General features: G+C 65.1%; 15 protein-coding genes and 2 pseudogenes. 11 read left to right on the top strand and 6 right to left on the bottom strand.

Annotated elements, in window-relative coordinates:
* Positions 1-62 precede the first annotated feature (62 nt).
* A complete protein-coding gene (locus tag GEV05_02795) occupies positions 63-419 on the top strand; it encodes a DUF3363 domain-containing protein (protein ID MPZ42326.1) in 357 nt (118 codons plus the stop codon).
* A gap of 52 nt (positions 420-471) precedes the next feature.
* Here the strand turns inward: GEV05_02795 and GEV05_02790 are convergent.
* Positions 472-2,344: pseudogene (locus GEV05_02790) on the bottom strand (DEAD/DEAH box helicase).
* Between the two features lie 245 nt (positions 2,345-2,589).
* On the opposite strand from GEV05_02790, the gene GEV05_02785 reads away from it, so the two are divergent.
* The 4 genes and pseudogenes from GEV05_02785 to GEV05_02770 all read left to right on the top strand — a co-directional run bounded on the left by GEV05_02785 (position 2,590) and on the right by GEV05_02770 (position 5,666).
* Positions 2,590-2,868 (top strand): DUF1778 domain-containing protein, encoded by a 279-nt coding sequence (locus tag GEV05_02785; GenBank protein ID MPZ42325.1) that lies wholly within the window; start codon positions 2,590-2,592, stop codon positions 2,866-2,868.
* Positions 2,868-3,401: a GNAT family N-acetyltransferase gene (locus GEV05_02780; protein MPZ42324.1), complete on the top strand. Its 534-nt coding sequence runs from the start codon at positions 2,868-2,870 to the stop codon at positions 3,399-3,401. The genes GEV05_02785 and GEV05_02780 overlap by 1 nt, the downstream gene beginning before the upstream one ends.
* A gap of 355 nt (positions 3,402-3,756) precedes the next feature.
* The gene (locus tag GEV05_02775; GenBank protein MPZ42323.1) at positions 3,757-3,951 is read left to right on the top strand and encodes a hypothetical protein; all 195 of its coding nucleotides are present in this window, start codon (positions 3,757-3,759) and stop codon (positions 3,949-3,951) included.
* Positions 3,952-3,963: 12 nt separating this feature from the next.
* A pseudogene (locus GEV05_02770) lies at positions 3,964-5,666 on the top strand (recombinase family protein).
* Positions 5,667-6,109: 443 nt separating this feature from the next.
* On the opposite strand, the gene GEV05_02765 reads toward GEV05_02770, so the two are convergent.
* The 4 genes from GEV05_02765 to GEV05_02750 all read right to left on the bottom strand — a co-directional run bounded on the left by GEV05_02765 (position 6,110) and on the right by GEV05_02750 (position 9,731).
* Positions 6,110-7,006, bottom strand: coding sequence for a hypothetical protein (locus tag GEV05_02765; GenBank protein MPZ42322.1), 897 nt, complete (start codon positions 7,004-7,006; stop codon positions 6,110-6,112).
* Positions 7,007-7,075: 69 nt separating this feature from the next.
* Positions 7,076-7,381, bottom strand: coding sequence for a response regulator (locus tag GEV05_02760; GenBank protein MPZ42321.1), 306 nt, complete (start codon positions 7,379-7,381; stop codon positions 7,076-7,078).
* Positions 7,381-9,132, bottom strand: coding sequence for a HAMP domain-containing protein (locus GEV05_02755; GenBank protein ID MPZ42320.1), 1,752 nt, complete (start codon positions 9,130-9,132; stop codon positions 7,381-7,383). The genes GEV05_02760 and GEV05_02755 overlap by 1 nt, the downstream gene beginning before the upstream one ends.
* Before the next feature lie 191 nt (positions 9,133-9,323).
* Positions 9,324-9,731, bottom strand: a complete 408-nt coding sequence (locus GEV05_02750; protein ID MPZ42319.1) for a VOC family protein — start codon at positions 9,729-9,731, stop codon at positions 9,324-9,326.
* Between GEV05_02750 and GEV05_02745 the strand changes: the two genes are divergently transcribed.
* From GEV05_02745 to GEV05_02720, 6 genes are all read left to right on the top strand, one after another.
* Positions 9,732-10,778, top strand: coding sequence for a gfo/Idh/MocA family oxidoreductase (locus GEV05_02745; protein MPZ42318.1), 1,047 nt, complete (start codon positions 9,732-9,734; stop codon positions 10,776-10,778).
* 19 nt (positions 10,779-10,797) lie between these two features.
* The gene (locus GEV05_02740; GenBank protein MPZ42317.1) at positions 10,798-11,922 is read left to right on the top strand and encodes a gfo/Idh/MocA family oxidoreductase; all 1,125 of its coding nucleotides are present in this window, start codon (positions 10,798-10,800) and stop codon (positions 11,920-11,922) included.
* A 147-nt stretch (positions 11,923-12,069) separates the two neighbouring features.
* Positions 12,070-13,269 carry a tripartite tricarboxylate transporter substrate binding protein gene (locus tag GEV05_02735; protein ID MPZ42316.1) on the top strand — a complete coding sequence of 400 codons (1,200 nt, stop codon included), beginning with the start codon at positions 12,070-12,072 and terminating at the stop codon, positions 13,267-13,269.
* Between the two features lie 15 nt (positions 13,270-13,284).
* On the top strand, positions 13,285-14,478 hold the full coding sequence (locus GEV05_02730) for a hypothetical protein (GenBank protein ID MPZ42315.1): 1,194 nt from the start codon (positions 13,285-13,287) through the stop codon (positions 14,476-14,478).
* A 211-nt stretch (positions 14,479-14,689) separates the two neighbouring features.
* Positions 14,690-14,995, top strand: coding sequence for a hypothetical protein (locus GEV05_02725; protein ID MPZ42314.1), 306 nt, complete (start codon positions 14,690-14,692; stop codon positions 14,993-14,995).
* A 76-nt stretch (positions 14,996-15,071) separates the two neighbouring features.
* A complete protein-coding gene (locus GEV05_02720; protein ID MPZ42313.1) occupies positions 15,072-16,148 on the top strand; it encodes an isocitrate/isopropylmalate dehydrogenase family protein in 1,077 nt (358 codons plus the stop codon).
* 176 nt (positions 16,149-16,324) lie between these two features.
* On the opposite strand, the gene GEV05_02715 is transcribed toward GEV05_02720, so the two are convergent.
* Entirely contained in the window at positions 16,325-16,552 is a 228-nt protein-coding gene (locus GEV05_02715; protein MPZ42312.1) for a hypothetical protein, read from the bottom strand.
* Positions 16,553-16,816 lie beyond the last annotated feature (264 nt).

Here is a 16,816-nt window from a genome sequence, read left to right as displayed (position 1 = left end):
TAGAAGCTTGATTCCCGCTCCAATATCTCTCGTCGCTAACCCGACGGCGCCTCGTTCCGACCGTGAATTCCAAACCGGCCAATTGCTACGAAATTCGCGCCGGCGCTGACAATCGGCGCGGCCTGCTGTCCACGCTGGCCCGGCGGGAGGTGGAGGAAGCGGGCAAGACGCTGGCTCGGGAGCGCGGCATCCCGTTCCGCATGGCGGACAACGGCGAGCGCATCAGCGGCACCTACCGGCAGCCCGTACAGCTCGTCAGCGGCAAGTACGCGCTGGTGGAGCGCTCGCGCGAGTTCACGCTGGTCCCCTGGCGGCCGGTGATCGAGAAGCAATTGGGCCGGCAGGTCGCCGGCCTCGTTCGCGGCGAGGGCATCTCCTGGGAGCTCGGCCGCAAGCGCGCGCTCGGCATCGGTATGTGAGGGCGTCCCGCGAACGGACGAGGCGATCGACGGGCACGGCAGGGCGAGAAATCTATTGAGCTGGTTCGCCGGACGATAGGCCCAGATCAAGTTCTACGCCGTACACAGCCCGATATCCAAGGCTCCGATATCCGGCCTCTCGCTTGGTAGTCATCTTGGCGAGCATCGGCTCGTTCCTATCGACATAGTCGCAAATGACAACATCGCGTTTCGCGGCGTGCAGTCGGTGCAGCCGACCGGCATACTGAGCAAGGGTTCCGCGCCAGGAGATCGGCATGGTCAGGAACAAGGTATCGAGCCGCGCGTCATCGAAGCCCTCGCCGAGATAGCGGCCCGTAGTCACGAGCACCCGTTCCTCGTGATCCGGAATCGCCGCCAGAGATTCGGCCGCTGCTCGCGACTGTCGGGCACCCATGCCGCCACGAAGAACGATGACGTTCTTCGCGAACTTCGACAGGCGACTGGCCAGCGCGTCGAGATGATCCTTGCGCTCCGTAATGACCACAGGCGAGCGACCGGCTTCGAGCGCCGACAGGATGTCGTCGAAGATCAGATCATTCCGTGCCGGGTCGTGAGCCAGCCGGGCGTAGAGTTCCTGGATCGCCGGCTTCTCATCGGGGTTGCTCCGATCAAGCCAGAATTCGGTGCGCCGGAAGACCACCTTATGATCGAATGGTCGGGCCGCTGCCTGCTTCTTGGCATCGACCCGATGACGGACGCGGCCGCATTGCATGAAGATGATCGGATGATGGCCATCGTTCCTTGTTACCGTCGCGGACAGGCCGAGCACGTAGCGGGCCTTGGCCTGCCGCGCGATGGCTTCGAAGCCGACGGCGGAGAGGTGATGGCATTCATCGACAACGACGTGACCGTAATCCGCGACCAGATCGGAAACGAGGCCCCTTCGAACCAAGCTCTGCATGAGCGCGACATCGATGGTTCCGGTTGGCTTCTTCTTCCCGCCACGGATGACGCCGATCTCCTTCGGCGGGATGTCCAGAAAGGTCTGAAGGCGCGCCACCCACTGGTCGAGAAGCTGCCGACGATGCAGGAGGACCAGCGTGTTCCGGTCCCGCACCGCGATCAGCTTCGCCGCGATGACGGTCTTGCCGAATGCCGTAGTTGCAGCCAGCACGCCGATCTCGTGCTTAAGAAGCGCCCCAGCCGCTTCGTCCTGTTCCGGCGTCAACTCGCCGAGAAACCGTGTCCCAAGGGGCCGGCCATCCTGGCGTTCGTCGCGCAACTCGGGCGCGATGCCCGCATTGCCGAGAAGACTTAGCAGATCGTCCAGGCATCCTCTCGGGACGGCGACATATTTCGGGAACAGCTCGGCGCAGGAAATGATGCGTGGCTTGCCGAATGTCGGCAGACGCATTGCCTGCGCCGCGTAGAACTCAGGGTTCTGGAACGCCGCCAACCGTGCGATGCGGTTTACCAGAGCCGGCGGAAGCTTTGACCGGTCGATATATACTTGGTTGCCCAACACGACCTCGACCGAATCGGGAAGCTCGCCCCGGACCGGCTGGTCCTTCTTGCGACCACTTGACCTGTGGCTTGCCGCAAACGCCGCGGACCCACTCATTCCGGCAGGCGGGCGCATAGCCCGTCTTTCCGGTCTTGGGATTTTCCCATCGGCGCGGAAACACATCCTCTCGTCCGCGGAACAGGCTCTTGAACAGGGCGATCTTCTCAGCGGTGGATGAGGCCATTGTCACGCGTGCGGCGATTCCGGTAGGCGCTTTGGTTGCCTCTTCCGTCTGCATGCGCTTCAGCGCGCGCAATCGCTCGACAATCGCCGACCGTTCCCCCTCGAGAGCGATCAACCGGTTCTCCAGGGCTGTAATCTGCCGCGCGATGTCATCCGTGCTGACGATGGTATCTTGACTCCCCTGTCGTGGAAGCTCCCTCGAATTTCTGCCCGTCATCTTTCGTCGGCGAGTGATGTTACAGGGTCCGGTCGGAGGCGAACACCAATGCCTTGCCATGGAAGTAGCTTGGCAGAGTGCCGCAACGCGGATTGCCTTTGGTGCTTGCCGGCATAAGCTCGCCAAGCACCGAAGGACAGTCAGGCCTTGGGAAGCCCTGTGATCGACGGGAAGCTCCCGGTATTGACTTTTCCGATGTGTACGGATATGGTCCGTACGTCATTCTAGCGAATATGGAGGCTGCCATGCCGGCAACCACAGCGGCCCGCGAAGACAGGATCGAGCTGCGGGCCACCAAGGAGGAAAAGCGGCTGCTGGCGACGGCCGCCGCCTATGAGCGGCTGGACGTGACCAGCTTCATCATGCGTAACGTGCTGCCCACCGCCCGCGAGGTGGTGGACCGGGCCGAGCGTATCGTGCTCAGCGAGCGCGACACTGTGCGCGTGCTGGAGCTACTGGAGAACCCGCCCAAGCCGACCCCGGCCCTGATGGCCGCTGCGCGTCGCCGTGCCGCCCGGACCTGATCCCGTCCGTGGATTGGCGCGAGGAGCCCATCGGCCGGCACCACGACCGCAAGAGCTTCGACTGCGGCGCGGCCGACCTCAACGAGTATCTCGCCCGCTACGCCCGGCAGAACCACGAGTCCGGCGGCGCCAAGACCTTCGTCGCGGTGTCTCCGGTGGAACCGGCGCGTGTCCTGGGTTTCTATTCGATCAGCCCGGGTTCCATAGAGTTCGCCCGCGTGCCGGCGAACCTGACCCGGAAGCTTGGTCGCTACGACGTGCCGGTCTTTCGCCTTGGGCGCTTGGCCGTCGATCGGTCCGTGCAGGGCCAGGGCCTTGGCGGCGACCTGTTGCTGGCCGCCGGCGAGCGGGCGCTGGCCGTGGCAGCGGAAGTCGGCGGCGTCGCGCTTGCCATCGACGCGAAGGACGAGAACGCGGCGCGTTGGTACGAGCGGTTCGGCGCCCAGCCTCTGCTGGACGATCCGCTCAAGCTCATCCTTCCACTCAGCGTCATTGCCGATGCGATCAAGACGGCCGGAAAGCGGCGAAGGTGAACAGAAAAATTTCACTACGACACAGTATTCTGGAGTGCGCTGGACTTTCCCTGAGCCGTCTCTAGTTTGCCGTAATGCGATCTAAGTGAATGATATTGTTTAGTGTCCGGTTACGGGGATGGTCGAAACCCCTCGCCTTTAGGCGAAGAGAAGCTTGGCGAAGTGGACGCAGTCCACAAGCCGCAGTTGGACGGAGGTTAGGAGCATTCCGATGATCTCCGGGTTGCAGTCGGCTTCCAGCCGACATCGATCGAACCTACCGGCTTGTAGCCGGTAGTAGTTCAGTTGACGCGACCGTTCTTCGAGAGCAAATCTGACTCTTGGCCGAGATTTCCTTGGACGAGAGTCGGCGATCATGGAGGACAAGAATCGACCGATCGGACCCAGGCGCACCGCCGCGGCGAACGACAATGGTACGGCGGCGGCGAAGATCGACGCGGCGGTCCTTCGGATCGCTCGCCTGCTCGGGCGGCAGATCGCCCGCGAGGAGTTCGAGCGGCGCAGCGCCGTTAATGACAACCGGCCCGCGCCGGAGGCCGACGAGGAATAGGAGATCGAAGCCATGACCACGGTTGCGCTCTACGCCCGCTATTCGTCCGACAACCAGAGCGCGTCACCTCTATCGAGGATCAGTTCCGCGTCTGCCGTGAGCACGCTGGCCAGGAAGGATGGAAGATTGTCGGCACCTACCATGACGCCGCCGTCTCCGGCGCCAGCGTGATCCTGCGACCCGGTGTGCAGGCCCTTCTGCAGGACGCCCAGCGCGGCGTGTTCGACATGGTGGTCGCCGAGGCGCTGGACCGCGTGAGCCGCGACCAGGCCGACGTGGCGACCCTGTTCAAGCACCTGCGCTTCGCCGGCGTCGAGATCGTCACGCTCGCCGAGGGCGAGATCAGCGAGCTTCATGTGGGCTTGAAGGGCACCATGAACGCGCTGTTTCTCAAGGACCTCGCCGCCAAGACCCATCGCGGCATCAGGGGCCGGGTCGAGAAGGGCAAGTCCGGCGGCGGCCTCTGCTACGGCTACGACGTGGTGAAGCGCACCGACCGCGAGGGCGAGCCGCTCCGGGGCGAGCGCACCATCAACGAGGGGCAAGCAGAGATCGTCCGTCACATCTTCCGTGAGTTCGCCACCGGTATCAGCCCGCGCGCCATCGCGCGGCGCTTGAACGACGAGGGAATTCCTGGCCCGGCCGGTGCCTTGTGGACCGACTCCACGCTGCGCGGCCACGCCAAGCGCGGCCCCGGCCTCATCAACAACGAACTCTATATCGGCAAGCTGGTGTGGAACCGGCTGCGCTATCTCAAGGACCCTTCGACCGGCAAGCGCGTCTCGCGGATCAATCCGCCCGAGGACTGGATCACGACCGACGTGCCCGATCTGCGCATCGTCGATGACGCTTTGTGGCAGGCCGCGAAGGCTCGCCAGGACGAGCTGGCCGTCAAGTATGCCAACGTCATCACCGCGACCCGCGCCACCCACGCAAACCGATTAAACGGCACGCACCGGCCGCGTTCGCTGCTCTCCGGCCAGCTGGTCTGCGGCTGCTGCTGCGGCCCCTATGCCTTGCGCGGCCAGGACCGCTACGCCTGCTCCAACCACGTCATGAACGGCAGTTGCGCCAACAGCCGCACGATCGCCCGCGAGGCGCTGGAGACACGCATGCTGGCCGGACTCCGGGACCAACTTATGGCGCCGGAGGTCGCGGCCGAGGCCATGCGCGCCTATGCCGAGGAGACCAACCGGCTCAACCGCGAGCGGCGTTCGTCTGGCGATGCCGATCGCAAGGCGTTGGCCGAGACCCGGAAGAAGATCAAGGAGCTTGTAACGCTCATTGAGGATGGCGGCGGCAGCCGCGCCATAGTGACGCGGCTTCGCGAGCTGGAAGCGCGCGAGGACGAGCTGACGGAGCGCCTCGGCCAAGCGCCGGCCGACGTCCCGGACATCCTCCCCAACGTCGCCGGCATCTACCGCCGCAAGGTGGAGCGGCTCACGGAGGCGCTCCGGCGCCCCGAGGAGCGCGAAGAGGCAGCAGCGGCGATCCGTAGTGTCATCGAGCGCATCACGCTCACGCCCGGTCCCAGGCGCGGCCAGATCGACGCCACGCTGCATGGCGAGCTCGGCACGATCCTCGACTGGACGGCACGCACCGCCCGAAAGAACAAAACCGACACTCCCTCTCCGGGAGTGTCGGTTTCAGTGGTTGCGGGGGCCGGAAGCCCGGCGAGCCGCGCGCTTCCGTCGGCCTGCGTGATGGCGAAATAGGGCGTATCGGCGATGTAGACGTAGGCCGCCATCCAGTCGTGGATGTTGCAGCCGAGGGTGACGATACCCGGCTTGTCGAACACGACCGGGGTGGCGGGCGTGCCGACGTACAGGGGCAGCTCGAAGCGTTTCGTCGGCGAGAACGAATAGACCTGGTGGCGGATGTTGTCCTTGTTCGGGAAAGACACCGACGATCCGGCGACCACGACCTTCATGTAAGGCACGAACTCCTTGTCGATCTGGTCGATGTTGGCGTTGCCGGGCTTTAGCGCCGGCATCGTGCCCACCGGACGCGCAAGCACGACCGCGTCCTTGACCGGTGCGCCATTCGCATCGTGCACCGCGGCTTCCACGCCCGCGCCCAAGGCGGGAGCGGTGCGCGCGAGCGCGAGCAGCAGCAGTGCGGCCGTGACAAGCGTTGCGCGCGTCATCGTGGCGTTCCTTTAGAAGTTGTACAGCAACGAAGCCGTGGCGCTGGAGCGGTAGTAGTTGTTGCCGCCGTCGCCGTAGCTGAGAGCACGTCCCAGGCCGAAGTTGACCGACATCCGGTCGCCGAGCGCGTGGCTCACGCGCAAATCGAAGATGTGGCTGTTGGCGTCGAGCCGGTAGGCGATGACGTCGGGTCCGAAGGCGGGGTCACGGGCGATCGCCTCGGAGGCGGAGAAGATCGCGGCATTGCGAAGCGTGCTGGAAACGACGTCGCCGCTGCGATAGCTGTAGCCGAGCGAAACGGTCGTCTCGCGCGAAGCCGTGTAGTCCGCCGCGACCGAAAGGCTGGCGCTGTCGAGGTCGAATGCGGCGCCGGAGAAGCGGGCCGAGAGCGGCTCCTTGCGATCCGCGAGCTGCCGCTCCAGGCGCAACTCGGCGCGCAGGCCGACGCGCTCGCTCACACGCACGCCGGCGGCGGCTGCAACGGCGAACAGCCATCCTGTGCGCACGTCGTCGTCGTCGAATTCGCGCCGCAGGGCGGATGCGGACAGGCGCACCCAGGGCGCATCGGGGCCGACGCCGAGCTTGGTGCGGATCGAGGCGCTTGGGCCGATGCCGATGTAGCTGAGACCGGAATAGCGCACGTGCTCTTCGCGCATGAGCATCGCGTTCAGCGTCGCACCGGTGCGGTCGCTCAACTGAAAGTAGTAGCCGCCGCTAGCGCGCACCAGGAACGCCGCGTCGCTGCGAATGTCGCTCTCGCGCTGGGCGTTGCTCACGTTGTCGTCGAAGACATACGCCGCCTCCGCATCCGCGATCCACTCGGCGCGCGCCTGCGAGGCAGCGAGCACGGCACCTGCGATCAAGGCTGCGGCTGCGAACGACGCGGATCCGAGGAAGGCTGCAATCATGTTCGTGCCAGTCCTGCTACGATGCTGGGGATCGTTCTGGCCCAACCTGGGCCAGCCAGCGATCCGGGCTCAAGCCGCGCTTCGATGCAGCCCCCGGGGTTGCGCATCGGCCCCGGCTTCGGCCGCCTCGGAGGGCGGACGTGCAAGCCAGGTACGCAGAACGGCGAGAAGCTCGTCTTTCTTGAACGGCTTGGCGAGATGGGCATCCATGCCGGCGGCGAGGCAGCGCTCGCGATCGCCGTCCATCGCGTTGGCCGTAAGTGCAACGATCGGCAGCCGGGCGGCAGTTGCCTGGCCGGTCGTGGTCGAGCGTTCGCGTGCCCGCAGCGCGGCGGTGGCTTCGAAGCCGTCCATTTCGGGCATGTGGCAGTCCATCAGGACGGCGTCGTAGACTTTAGGACGGCGTCGTAGACTTTGTCCTCGACGGCCAGGAGCACGGCGCGGCCGGTATCGGCGATATCGACCTCGCAGCCGAGTGCGCGCAGCATTGCCAGCGCGATTTCCTGGTTCACCAGGTTGTCTTCGACCAGGAGCACTCGGCCGGCGAGCGGGCTTTCGGCTGCAGTCTCGGGAGCGGGCTCAATGCCTGTCTCGGCACCGGTCGCGCCGGCGAGGCATTCGAACAGTGCCGCGCGCCGCAGCGGCTTACCCAGGCAGGCCGCCACCGGGTGCTGGATCCATCGGCCTGGCTGAATGCCTGGAACAGCCGTTGCTGCGCTTGCGGCTCGATGCCGATGTCCGAATCTCGCACCGAGAAGTGCAGCAGGCTGCGCCCGGGCGCTTCCTGCGCGGCTGCGAGCCGCAGCTCGACTTCGCCGCGTTCGGTGAACTTGATGGCATTGCCCATCAGGTTCGTCAACACCTGGCGCAGCCGAACCGGGTCGCCGGCGACCGTGCGCGGAACCGCGGCATCGACTCGGCACGCGAGCTCCAGCCCCTTGGCCTGGGCGCCGGCTGCGAGCAACTCGGCCATGTCCTCGGCGAGTTCCCCGGGATCGAAGTCGATCGATTCGAGTTGCAACTTGCCCGCCTCGATCTTCGCGGTGTTGCTTGAGCTCGGAATCGCGGCTCGCGATCGCCGTGCGCATGTGGTTCAGCGCCTGGCCCAGAACCCCGATTTCATCGCTCTGGCGAATCGAGACCCACTGGGTGTAGTCGCCGCGCGCGATGCTGCGCGCGACTTGCGCGAGGGCGGAAAGCGGGCGGGTGATGCCGCGCGCGATCAGCACGCTGCCGGCGATCGAGGCAAGCACCCCGGCCAGCACCAGCGTGAGCAGCGTGCGCCGCAGCGGCTCGAACGGCGCCAAGGCCTCGTGCATGGACCGTTGCAAGGTTGCGAAGATCGGGCCTTGCGGCGTCGACCCGATCGGGACGAGCACGGTTTCGAACTCTTCCGCCCCAAGTACGGCGGTATGCGGTACGGCGGTGCGCACGTCAGGCACAGCGGAAGCCGACACGGAGGCAAGCTCCGCGCGCAGCGGCTCGCGCAGCTCCGGGGGCAGCGTCGTGGCCACCAGGTCGGGTTGCGCGGCGGCGCGCGGGATGAGGAACGAGACCTCGAGCGAGGTGAGCGATTTGAGATCGCGGGCGACCTTGTCGTCGATGGTGAAGCCGACCGCGACCCAGGCGATCGGGTCGGGCGCGAGCACGGGCACCACCAGCATCTGCACCAATCCGGTATCGAGCGCCACGATGGCGGAGGCCTGGCCGCTGGCTTCGGCGGTGCGCAGCAGCTCGGCAAACGGGAAGGGCGTGCCGGGAGCTCCCGAACGCCCGGTGGCCGCGACCAGCATCCCGTCGAGGCCGGCCAGCATCACCACGCTGGCATTGACACGGTGGCCGTGGTTGCTCAACGCGGAGGCGATGGTGGGACGGTCGTTGCTCGCCACCGCCTTGCGGAAACCGAAGTCGACCGACAGGACTGCCACCGTGTCGGCGAGATGCTGTTGGCTTTGCTGCAGCAGGCGCTCGAACACGCGCGTCCCGGTAGCGAGCTCGGAGCGCGTCTTCATGCGCGCGTTGGCGTTGATCGCCGCGTCGATCAAAACGAACCCGCCGCCCTGCACGACAAGCAGCAGCGCGACGAGGAAGGCGATGATTCGACTGCGCAATGTCCGGATTCGCATGGCCCGCACGCTGATCCTGCCCGAGGTCGGGTGCGGTGCCGAAAGGCGCAGCCTGCCACGGACGGCTCGAACGTCAACGGCGCGGATGCGGCATTCTTGAGCCGGGAAATCGCCGCGCGGGCTCCACGGCTTCGCGCACTGCGCAGCAGAGCTCTATGTGTCGCGCACCCCTTTTCTCTTCCGCCTCGGCGTCAGGCAGGCGCTGGCGCCGCTCCGCTCGCAGCGGCGGGGCCCTTGATCTCGACCCGATTGCCTTCGGGGTCGCGGATGTAGAACGAAAGGCCGTCGCCCTCGGCGCCAAAACGGGTGCGCACCTCCGCCGGCGCTACGCCGAGCGCTTCGAAGTAGCGCGTCAGCTCGTCCACGTCGAACGGATCCACTCGCAGGCAGAGATGGTCCATGTTGCGGCCTTCCACGCCGGCGGCCGCACCGCCGGCCCGCCCCAGCGGGCCGTCGAGCGATACCAGGTCGATCATGGCGCGCCGCGAGCGCAAGTGCATCAGCCCCAGCGCATCGTTGCGCCCGGTGTAGAATCGACCCGCCATCTTTGTCCGGACTTTGTCGCTGCAACGCTCCGGGCACGCCACGAGAGGAAGCAGATGATCACACCCATCAACGTCGGCATCATCGGCACCGGCTGGTGCGGCGGCATTCGCGCCACCGCGTGCAAGGCCAATCCACTGGTGGACGGTCTCTATATCGCCGAGATCCGGCCCGAGCGCCTGGCCGAAGTCGCGAAGGAAGTCGAGCCGCGCAAGGCCACGAGCGAGTGGCGCGAGCTGCTGGAGGTGAAGGAGATCGACGCCTTCTTCATTTCCGCCACGCCGGAGACGACGCATTTTCCGATGGCGCGCGAGTGCCTGCTGGCGGGCAAGCACGTGTTCCTGGAGAAACCGATCGCGCTCGAGCTGCACGAGGCCGACGAGCTCATCCAGGTCGCCCGCGAGATGAAGGTCAAGTTCACCATCGGCTACTCGCAGCGCTTCAACCACAAGTTCGCCTACGTCAAGGAGCGCCTGAACGACGGCACCCTCGGCACGCCGATCTCGGCGCTGGTGAGCCGCCATATCGCGCGCTCGCTCGGCAACAAGATCAGCGGCCGCACCAAGCTCTCGCCGGCGGCCATGGAGGCGACCCATGACATCGACTACATCCTGTGGCTGCTGGAGCCGAGGAAGCCGGTGAAGGTCTATTCGCAGTGGGTCCATGGCGTGAAGAAGGATACCGGTGTGCCCGATTGCCAGTGGATCACCATCACCATGGACGACGGCGTGGTGTTCGTGGTCGGCGCCGGCTGGATCCTGCCGCCGGGGCATCCGAACTTCTCCTGGTGCTGGATCGAGTTCGTCGCCAGCGAAGGCGCGGTTTTCGTCGACAACACGCATCGGGACTGTGTCATCACCACGATGAAGGATGGCGCCCGCTTTCCGATGTCGTCGATGCCGGGCGAGTTCGTCGGTCATGCCTACGCCGGGCCGATGGCGCCCGAAACCGACCATTTCGTGCAGGCCTGCGCGCTCGACCGGCCGGTGCTGGTCACGCCCGAGCAGGCGCGCACCGTGATGGAGTGCTATATCGCGGCCGACCTTTCCGCCGAGCGGGGCGAGGCGGTTGCGCTGCCGCTGCCCGAAGGCCGCGGCGCCTGAACGATCCGGGAGTTTGCACATGCCGAAGAAGCAACCGAAGAAGATCGGGCTCGCCATCGTGGGCGCGGGCCGGGTGGGGCTCATTCGCGGCGAGCTCGCCGCGCGCCATCCCGAAGTCGAGTGGATCGGTATCGCGGAGAAGAATCCGGAGCGCGCGCAGATCGTGGCCGAGAAGGTGGGGGCCGATTTCGTCACCCAGGATTTCCGCGAGCTGCTCGCGCGGCCCGAAGTCAATGCCGTCGTCATCGCGACCGACGAGCACCTGCACGTCGACCCGGTCGCGGCCGCGGTCGAACGGGGCCTGCCGATGCTGATCGAGAAGCCGCTCGCCACCGAGCTGGCGGCTTCCGAGCGCGTGATGACGCAGATCGAGAAGTCGGGGGTCGATGCGGTGGTGGGATACACCCAGCGCTTCCGCCGCCGCTGGCTGGTGGCGAAAGAGAAGGTTTCGACCGGCTCGCTCGGCGAAGTCACGATGGTGACCTCGCGCGCATTCATGAACCGCCTGGTCGCGATCGACAACTACAAGCGTACCGAGAAGCCCGAGACGATCTCGCCCATGGTGATCTCCGGCACGCACGCGCTCGACGTCGCGATGTGGCTGCTCGAAGGAAAGACCGCCGTCGAAGTCTACTCGCGCTCGGTGGACAAGGCGCTCGGCCCCAAGTGGCGCGGTATCGACGGTACCGCCAACATCATCACTTTCGACGACGGAACGGTGTACCAGTCGGTCATTTCCTGGGCGCTGCCGGTGGTGTGGCCGGGTGCGGTCTACAGCCTCGAGATCGGCATTGTCGGCGTCGAGGGCGTGCTCACGATCGACGATACGCACCGCGACATCGTGCTGGCGACCGAGAAGATCCAGACCGAAGGCTATGCGCCCGACAGCCGCCGCCACGTAGACTTTCTGACCAGCTACCCGGTCGGGGACATGGCGCTCGGCGAGCTGCGCGGGCCGATGCGCGAGGAGACCAACTCGTGGCTCAACCGCGTCTCGGTCGGTGTGCCGACACAGCACGCCACTGCCAAGGAGGCGCACAACCGACTCATGCTTACCAAGGCGATGGATCTTTCCGCGCGCCTGAAGCGCGCGGTGCCGCTGCCGATCACGGCGGAACAGGAAAAGCGAGGGGTGGCTTATTGATCGTTCCGTATTGGACGACAGTCCAATACGGACGCGACGCTCCCCTCTCCCCCCGGGAGAGGGGTTGGGGGTGAGGGACGAGCGTGACATGAAATAGGGATCGCTCGATAGCACTTCTTTTGCCGACAAGGAGTGCCGGGACGCGCAATGCGCGGACGGGTGGCCGAAGGAATCGAAACCACACCACCCCGGCGCTGTGCGCCACCCCTCCGCGTGAGCGGAGGGGAAAGAATTACTTCCCCTCCTGACGGAGGAGGGGCGGGACGCGACGATGTCGCGGACGGGGTGGTCAATAGAAGAGCTGGTCGACGAAAGCGCCCGCCAGGCGTGACCGACGAAGAAGGAGGTAAGGCAATGGCGAAGTTCGCAGCGAGCATCGCGGTGGCCACGCTGGCCCTTGGCGCGGCATTACCGGCAGCAAGCCAGGGGAAAGGCGAAGCATGGCCAACTCGGCCGGTGCGCATGATCGTGCCGTATGCACCGGGCGGCGCGACCGACATTACCGCGCGCCACGTCGCCAACCGTCTCACCGAAATCACCGGCCAGCCGGTGGTGGTGGACAACCGCGCCGGCGCTTCCGGCACCATCGCCATCGTGCTCGCCGCCAAGTCGACCGCCGACGGTTACACGCTGCTGGTGGGCAACGTCTCGACCAACGCGATCAACGAGACCACCTTCGCGCACCAGCTCAAGATCAAGCCCTCACAGGCGTTGAGCGGCGTGACCAACCTCATCGAGCTGCCGCACATGTTCGTGGCCCCCAGCACCGTGCCGGCCAAAAACATGCGCGAGTTCGTCGCCTGGGCCAAGACGCAGTCCGGCAAGGTCAACTTCGGTTCCTCGGGTGTCGGCAGCTATCCGCACCTCGACGGCGTTCGGCTCGCGCGTGCCGGTGGCTTCCAGGCGACGCACGTTCCTTACAAGGGCGGCGCGGCGCAGATGCTGCCCGGGATCGCGGCCGGCGAAGTGCAATACATGCTGATCAATCTCGCTTCCGGCTTGTCGTTCGTGCAGAGCGGGCGCATCAAGGCACTCGCGGCGACCACCGAGAAGCGCCTGCCGCAGCTGCCGGACGTGCCGACCATGGCCGAGTCGGGACTGCCCGGCATCGGCACCAACGCATGGAATGGCATGTTCGCGCCGGCCGGCGTTCCGAAGGACGTGCTCAAACAGATCCACGCGCGCGTGCATTCGCTCATGGAGGCGCCGCAGATGCGCGAAACGCTGTCGAAGAGCTTCATGAGCGTGGTCGTGAACGACTCGCCCGCGGCGTTCGACAAGTTCGTTCGCGCCGAGGTGGAGAAGTGGGGCAAGGTCGTGCGTGAGAACAATATCAAGGTGGAATGACCGGAGTCCGGCCGCATGGATTTTGCACTGAACGAGCAGCAGCGCGAATGGCAACTGCGAGCGCGCCGCTTCGCCGCGGAGGAGATCCGACCGATTGCTCTCGCGCGCGACGCGATCCAGCACCCGCGCGAAACCTGGGACTGGGAGATCATCAAGAAGGGCTCGCAGCTCGGTTTCCGCACGGCGGCGGTGCCGAAGGCATGGGGCGGTCACGGCACGGATTTCGTCACCCAGGCGCTCGTCATGGCGGAGCTGGCGAAGGCCGATAGCGCGATCTCGAAGGCGTTCAGCCAGAACTGGAAGTGGAGCCACCTGATCGCGGAATTCTGCACCGACGATCAGAAAAAGCGCTTCCTCGAGCCCTTTCTCGCCGACGATACGTTCGTCATCGGCTCGGCCAGCACCGAGCCCAACTCCGGCTCGGACAACCGCTACCCGCCGCTGGACGACATCAAGGCGGGCTTCCATCTGAAGGCCGAGCGCCGCGGCGACGAGTGGATTCTGAACGGCGAGAAGTGCTTCATCGCCAATGGCAGCGTCGGCAAGCTCTTCTTCGTCAGCGCGCGCACCGATTCATCAGTCATTGCCCGTGAAGGCACGACCATCTTCATGGTGCCCTCGGATACGCCGGGCTTTCGCATCGGCAAGATCTTCAACAAGAGCGGCTGGCGCTTCTACCAGAATGCCGAGCTGATCTTCGATGACGCGCGCGTGCCGCATGCGAACGTCGTGGGCCAGGTCAATGGCGGCGCGCGCATCCGCCAGGGCTCGGCGTCGGAATTCGGCGACCTGGAGCTTGCAGCGAACGCGCTGGGGGTATGCGAAGCGGCATGCGAGTCGGCGTTGAACCTCGCGCGCACGCGCACGCAGGGCGGCAAACCGCTGATCGAACAACAAACGGTACAGCTCAAGATCGGCCGCATGCACATGCTGACCGAAGCGTTGCGCTCGTACGTCTTACGTACCGCCTGGGAGATGGACCAGGGCGGCTACAGCTCGATCAACGCCGTGCTGGTGATGAACTTCTCCACGGATGCAATTCAGGAAGTGACCGAGCTCAACATGGACATCCACGGCGCCGCCGGCTTCACGATGAACGCCGAGGCGAACAAACTGGTGCGTGATGCCATCATCTGGACGCATCTTGCGGGTGATGCGACCCAGCGGCTCAAGGTCATCCGCCGTTTGCCGAAAACCCAGGCGACGTAGTGGGGGCACGATCTCGCAACGTTGCCGACGATTCTCCGATTTCCGCTGAATGAGAGGTTTGTCATGGGCTACAGAGACGATTTCTACATGGTTCAAAAGCATCATAGGTTACTCAGGCAGCCTTCATGATTTTCCGACCGTGTACTTTCAGACGAAGGACGAATACGGTCACATCACGCAAAAGCACCCCGACCCCCAGAACGTAGGGCGAATGGAAGTGTATAAATCGGCGGGCTATTCGATCGGCAACGAGATGGTAGGCTCGACGCTCAAGCTGGTTGAAAAGGTGAACGGGCAAATCTTCCATGAGAGCAGGAGCACGCTGACCAAGGTGGATACGTTCGCCCCGAGTAACAAAGAGACGGTCGCCCTGTTGGCTCAGTCGATTTACAACAGAGACACTGGAGAAAAGTACATTTCCAGCTACAGCAAAAAAGATTTCGCCAAGATTGACGCGACCGTGGACGCAAAAGCCAAAGTCCTCGGGCAGATCGAGCAGCGCGGCAAGGTGGCGTGAGGCACGAGAGGTCATTACGGAGAGCGCTTTGTCAGCCGCTTTCCGAGCCTTCAAACAAGGCGGGACATGACAGATGCTGAAGATCGGAGTCATGCTGGGTGACGATATCGGGCTCGAAGTCGTGCCCGAGACGGTAAAGGTCATGCGTGCGGCCGCGCAGGCCGTGAATCTGGAGATCGAATGGCAGGAGCTGCCGCTCGGCCTGCTCGGGCACAAGCTGCACGGTCACACGATGCCGAAGTACACCGTCGACGAATTGGCGAAGACCGACGGCTTCATCACCGGTCCCATCGGCCACAACGCTTATCCGCGCAACGACCCGACCTGGGTCATGCCGCCGCTGCGCAAGCAGTTCGACATGTTCGCGAGCGTGAAGCCGGTGCGCTCGTATCCGAACCTGCCTTCGCTGCAGAAGAACGTGGACATCGTGTTCCTGCGCGAGGTGACCGAGGGCATGCAGTACAGCGGCACGGTCGTGGCTGGCAGCGGCGAGTTCCGGCCCAACGATGAGATATCGATCGGCACGCGTGTCGTAACCCGCAAAGGTGCGAACCGCGTGGCGCGTGAGGCGTTCGAGATCGCGCGTACCCGCCCGCGCAAGAAGGTCACGGCCGTGCACAAGGAGCCGGTGTACCGGCTGGTGTGCGGCATGTTCGCCGAGGAATGCCGCAAGGTGGCGAAGGAGTATCCGGACTGCACGCTGGACGAAGTATTGGTCGATGGCTGCGCGCTCAAGCTCGTGGTGAATCCGCAGCAGTTCGACGTGATCGTCACGACCAACCAGTTCGGCGACATCCTCACCGACGAGGGCGCGGGACTGGTGGGCGGCCTCGGCCTCGCGCCCGGCTTGTGCGTGGGCAGCCGCTATGCGATGGCGCAGGCAACCCATGGCTCGGCGCCCGATATCGCCGGCAAGGGCATCGCGAACCCCTATGCGATGATCATGTCCGGGCAGATGCTGATGGCGTGGCTCGGTCGAACCCGCGACGAGCCGAAGGCTGCGCGCGCGGCGGCGTTGATGGACGGTGCCATGGCGCAGGTGATCGCCGAAGGCAAGTGGCTCACGCGGGATGTGGGCGGCAGCGCCTCGACCACGGAGATGGGCGATGCCGTTGCGCGGGCGGTCGCCGAGATCGCGCGCAAAGCAAGCTGAAGGCGTCATTCCCGCGCAGGCGGGAATCCAGACGGCTTGACTTCTCCTGGGCTCGCGCGTGCGCGGGAGGTCGCTTCCGCCACAGGGGGAGCGACGGTGCGAAGATCGATCGGTTCTCTAGTACCGCAACTCGTGCGGACCCACCGCAGCTGACAAGAAAGCGGTAACCGCTATTTTCAGCGGTCGTCGTCTTCTTCTTCCTCTTCTTCTTCCTCTTCCGTCTCGATCGGCTCCAGCGTCGAGTCGATCATGTCTTCGATGTCGGCGAGCACGTTGCGCAGGCTTTCGACCTGCGTCTCGGGCTCGTCGTCGGTCGGTTCCAGCGCGCCGTAGATCATCTCGCGGATGTCGGTCAGCACGTCCTGAAGCGACTCAATCTGCTCTTCGAGGTCGGATTTACGCACGGTACCCTCCGCTGTGCTCATCGTTTCCCGGCATCGCTTGCGGGGACCCGGTGATCCACGCACGCACGCGCCGCGTTTCCTGCTCGGTGCGCGAGCAGCGAAAATGTTAGCACGAGTTCGCCGGATTGGTACCGGTGCGGCTGACCGAGGATAGAATCGGGTGGCCGACTCGATTGCCTTTTCCTTCGACGTAAGTCTCGTCAACAGGCCGGTCCGGTGAAATATCCGGGCCAACGCGGAGCGTGCGCGCGAAAATGCCGGGTG

It is taken from the genome of Betaproteobacteria bacterium (assembly GCA_009377585.1).
Classification (GTDB): Bacteria; Pseudomonadota; Gammaproteobacteria; order Burkholderiales; family WYBJ01; genus WYBJ01.
The sequence above is the reverse complement of the archived record's forward strand: the minus strand, read 5'-3'. Positions and strand labels throughout refer to the sequence as shown.

Coding starts and splice junctions, on each gene's coding strand:
- GEV05_02725 (MPZ42314.1), top strand. CDS start 14,690: ATGGAAGTGTATAAATCGGCGGGCTATTCGATCGGCAACGAGATGGTA.
- GEV05_02735 (MPZ42316.1), top strand. CDS start 12,070: ATGCGCGGACGGGTGGCCGAAGGAATCGAAACCACACCACCCCGGCGC.
- GEV05_02730 (MPZ42315.1), top strand. CDS start 13,285: ATGGATTTTGCACTGAACGAGCAGCAGCGCGAATGGCAACTGCGAGCG.
- GEV05_02765 (MPZ42322.1), bottom strand. CDS start 7,006: ATGATTGCAGCCTTCCTCGGATCCGCGTCGTTCGCAGCCGCAGCCTTG.
- GEV05_02755 (MPZ42320.1), bottom strand. CDS start 9,132: ATGCGAATCCGGACATTGCGCAGTCGAATCATCGCCTTCCTCGTCGCG.
- GEV05_02760 (MPZ42321.1), bottom strand. CDS start 7,381: ATGGACTGCCACATGCCCGAAATGGACGGCTTCGAAGCCACCGCCGCG.
- GEV05_02785 (MPZ42325.1), top strand. CDS start 2,590: ATGCCGGCAACCACAGCGGCCCGCGAAGACAGGATCGAGCTGCGGGCC.
- GEV05_02775 (MPZ42323.1), top strand. CDS start 3,757: ATGGAGGACAAGAATCGACCGATCGGACCCAGGCGCACCGCCGCGGCG.
- GEV05_02740 (MPZ42317.1), top strand. CDS start 10,798: ATGCCGAAGAAGCAACCGAAGAAGATCGGGCTCGCCATCGTGGGCGCG.
- GEV05_02745 (MPZ42318.1), top strand. CDS start 9,732: ATGATCACACCCATCAACGTCGGCATCATCGGCACCGGCTGGTGCGGC.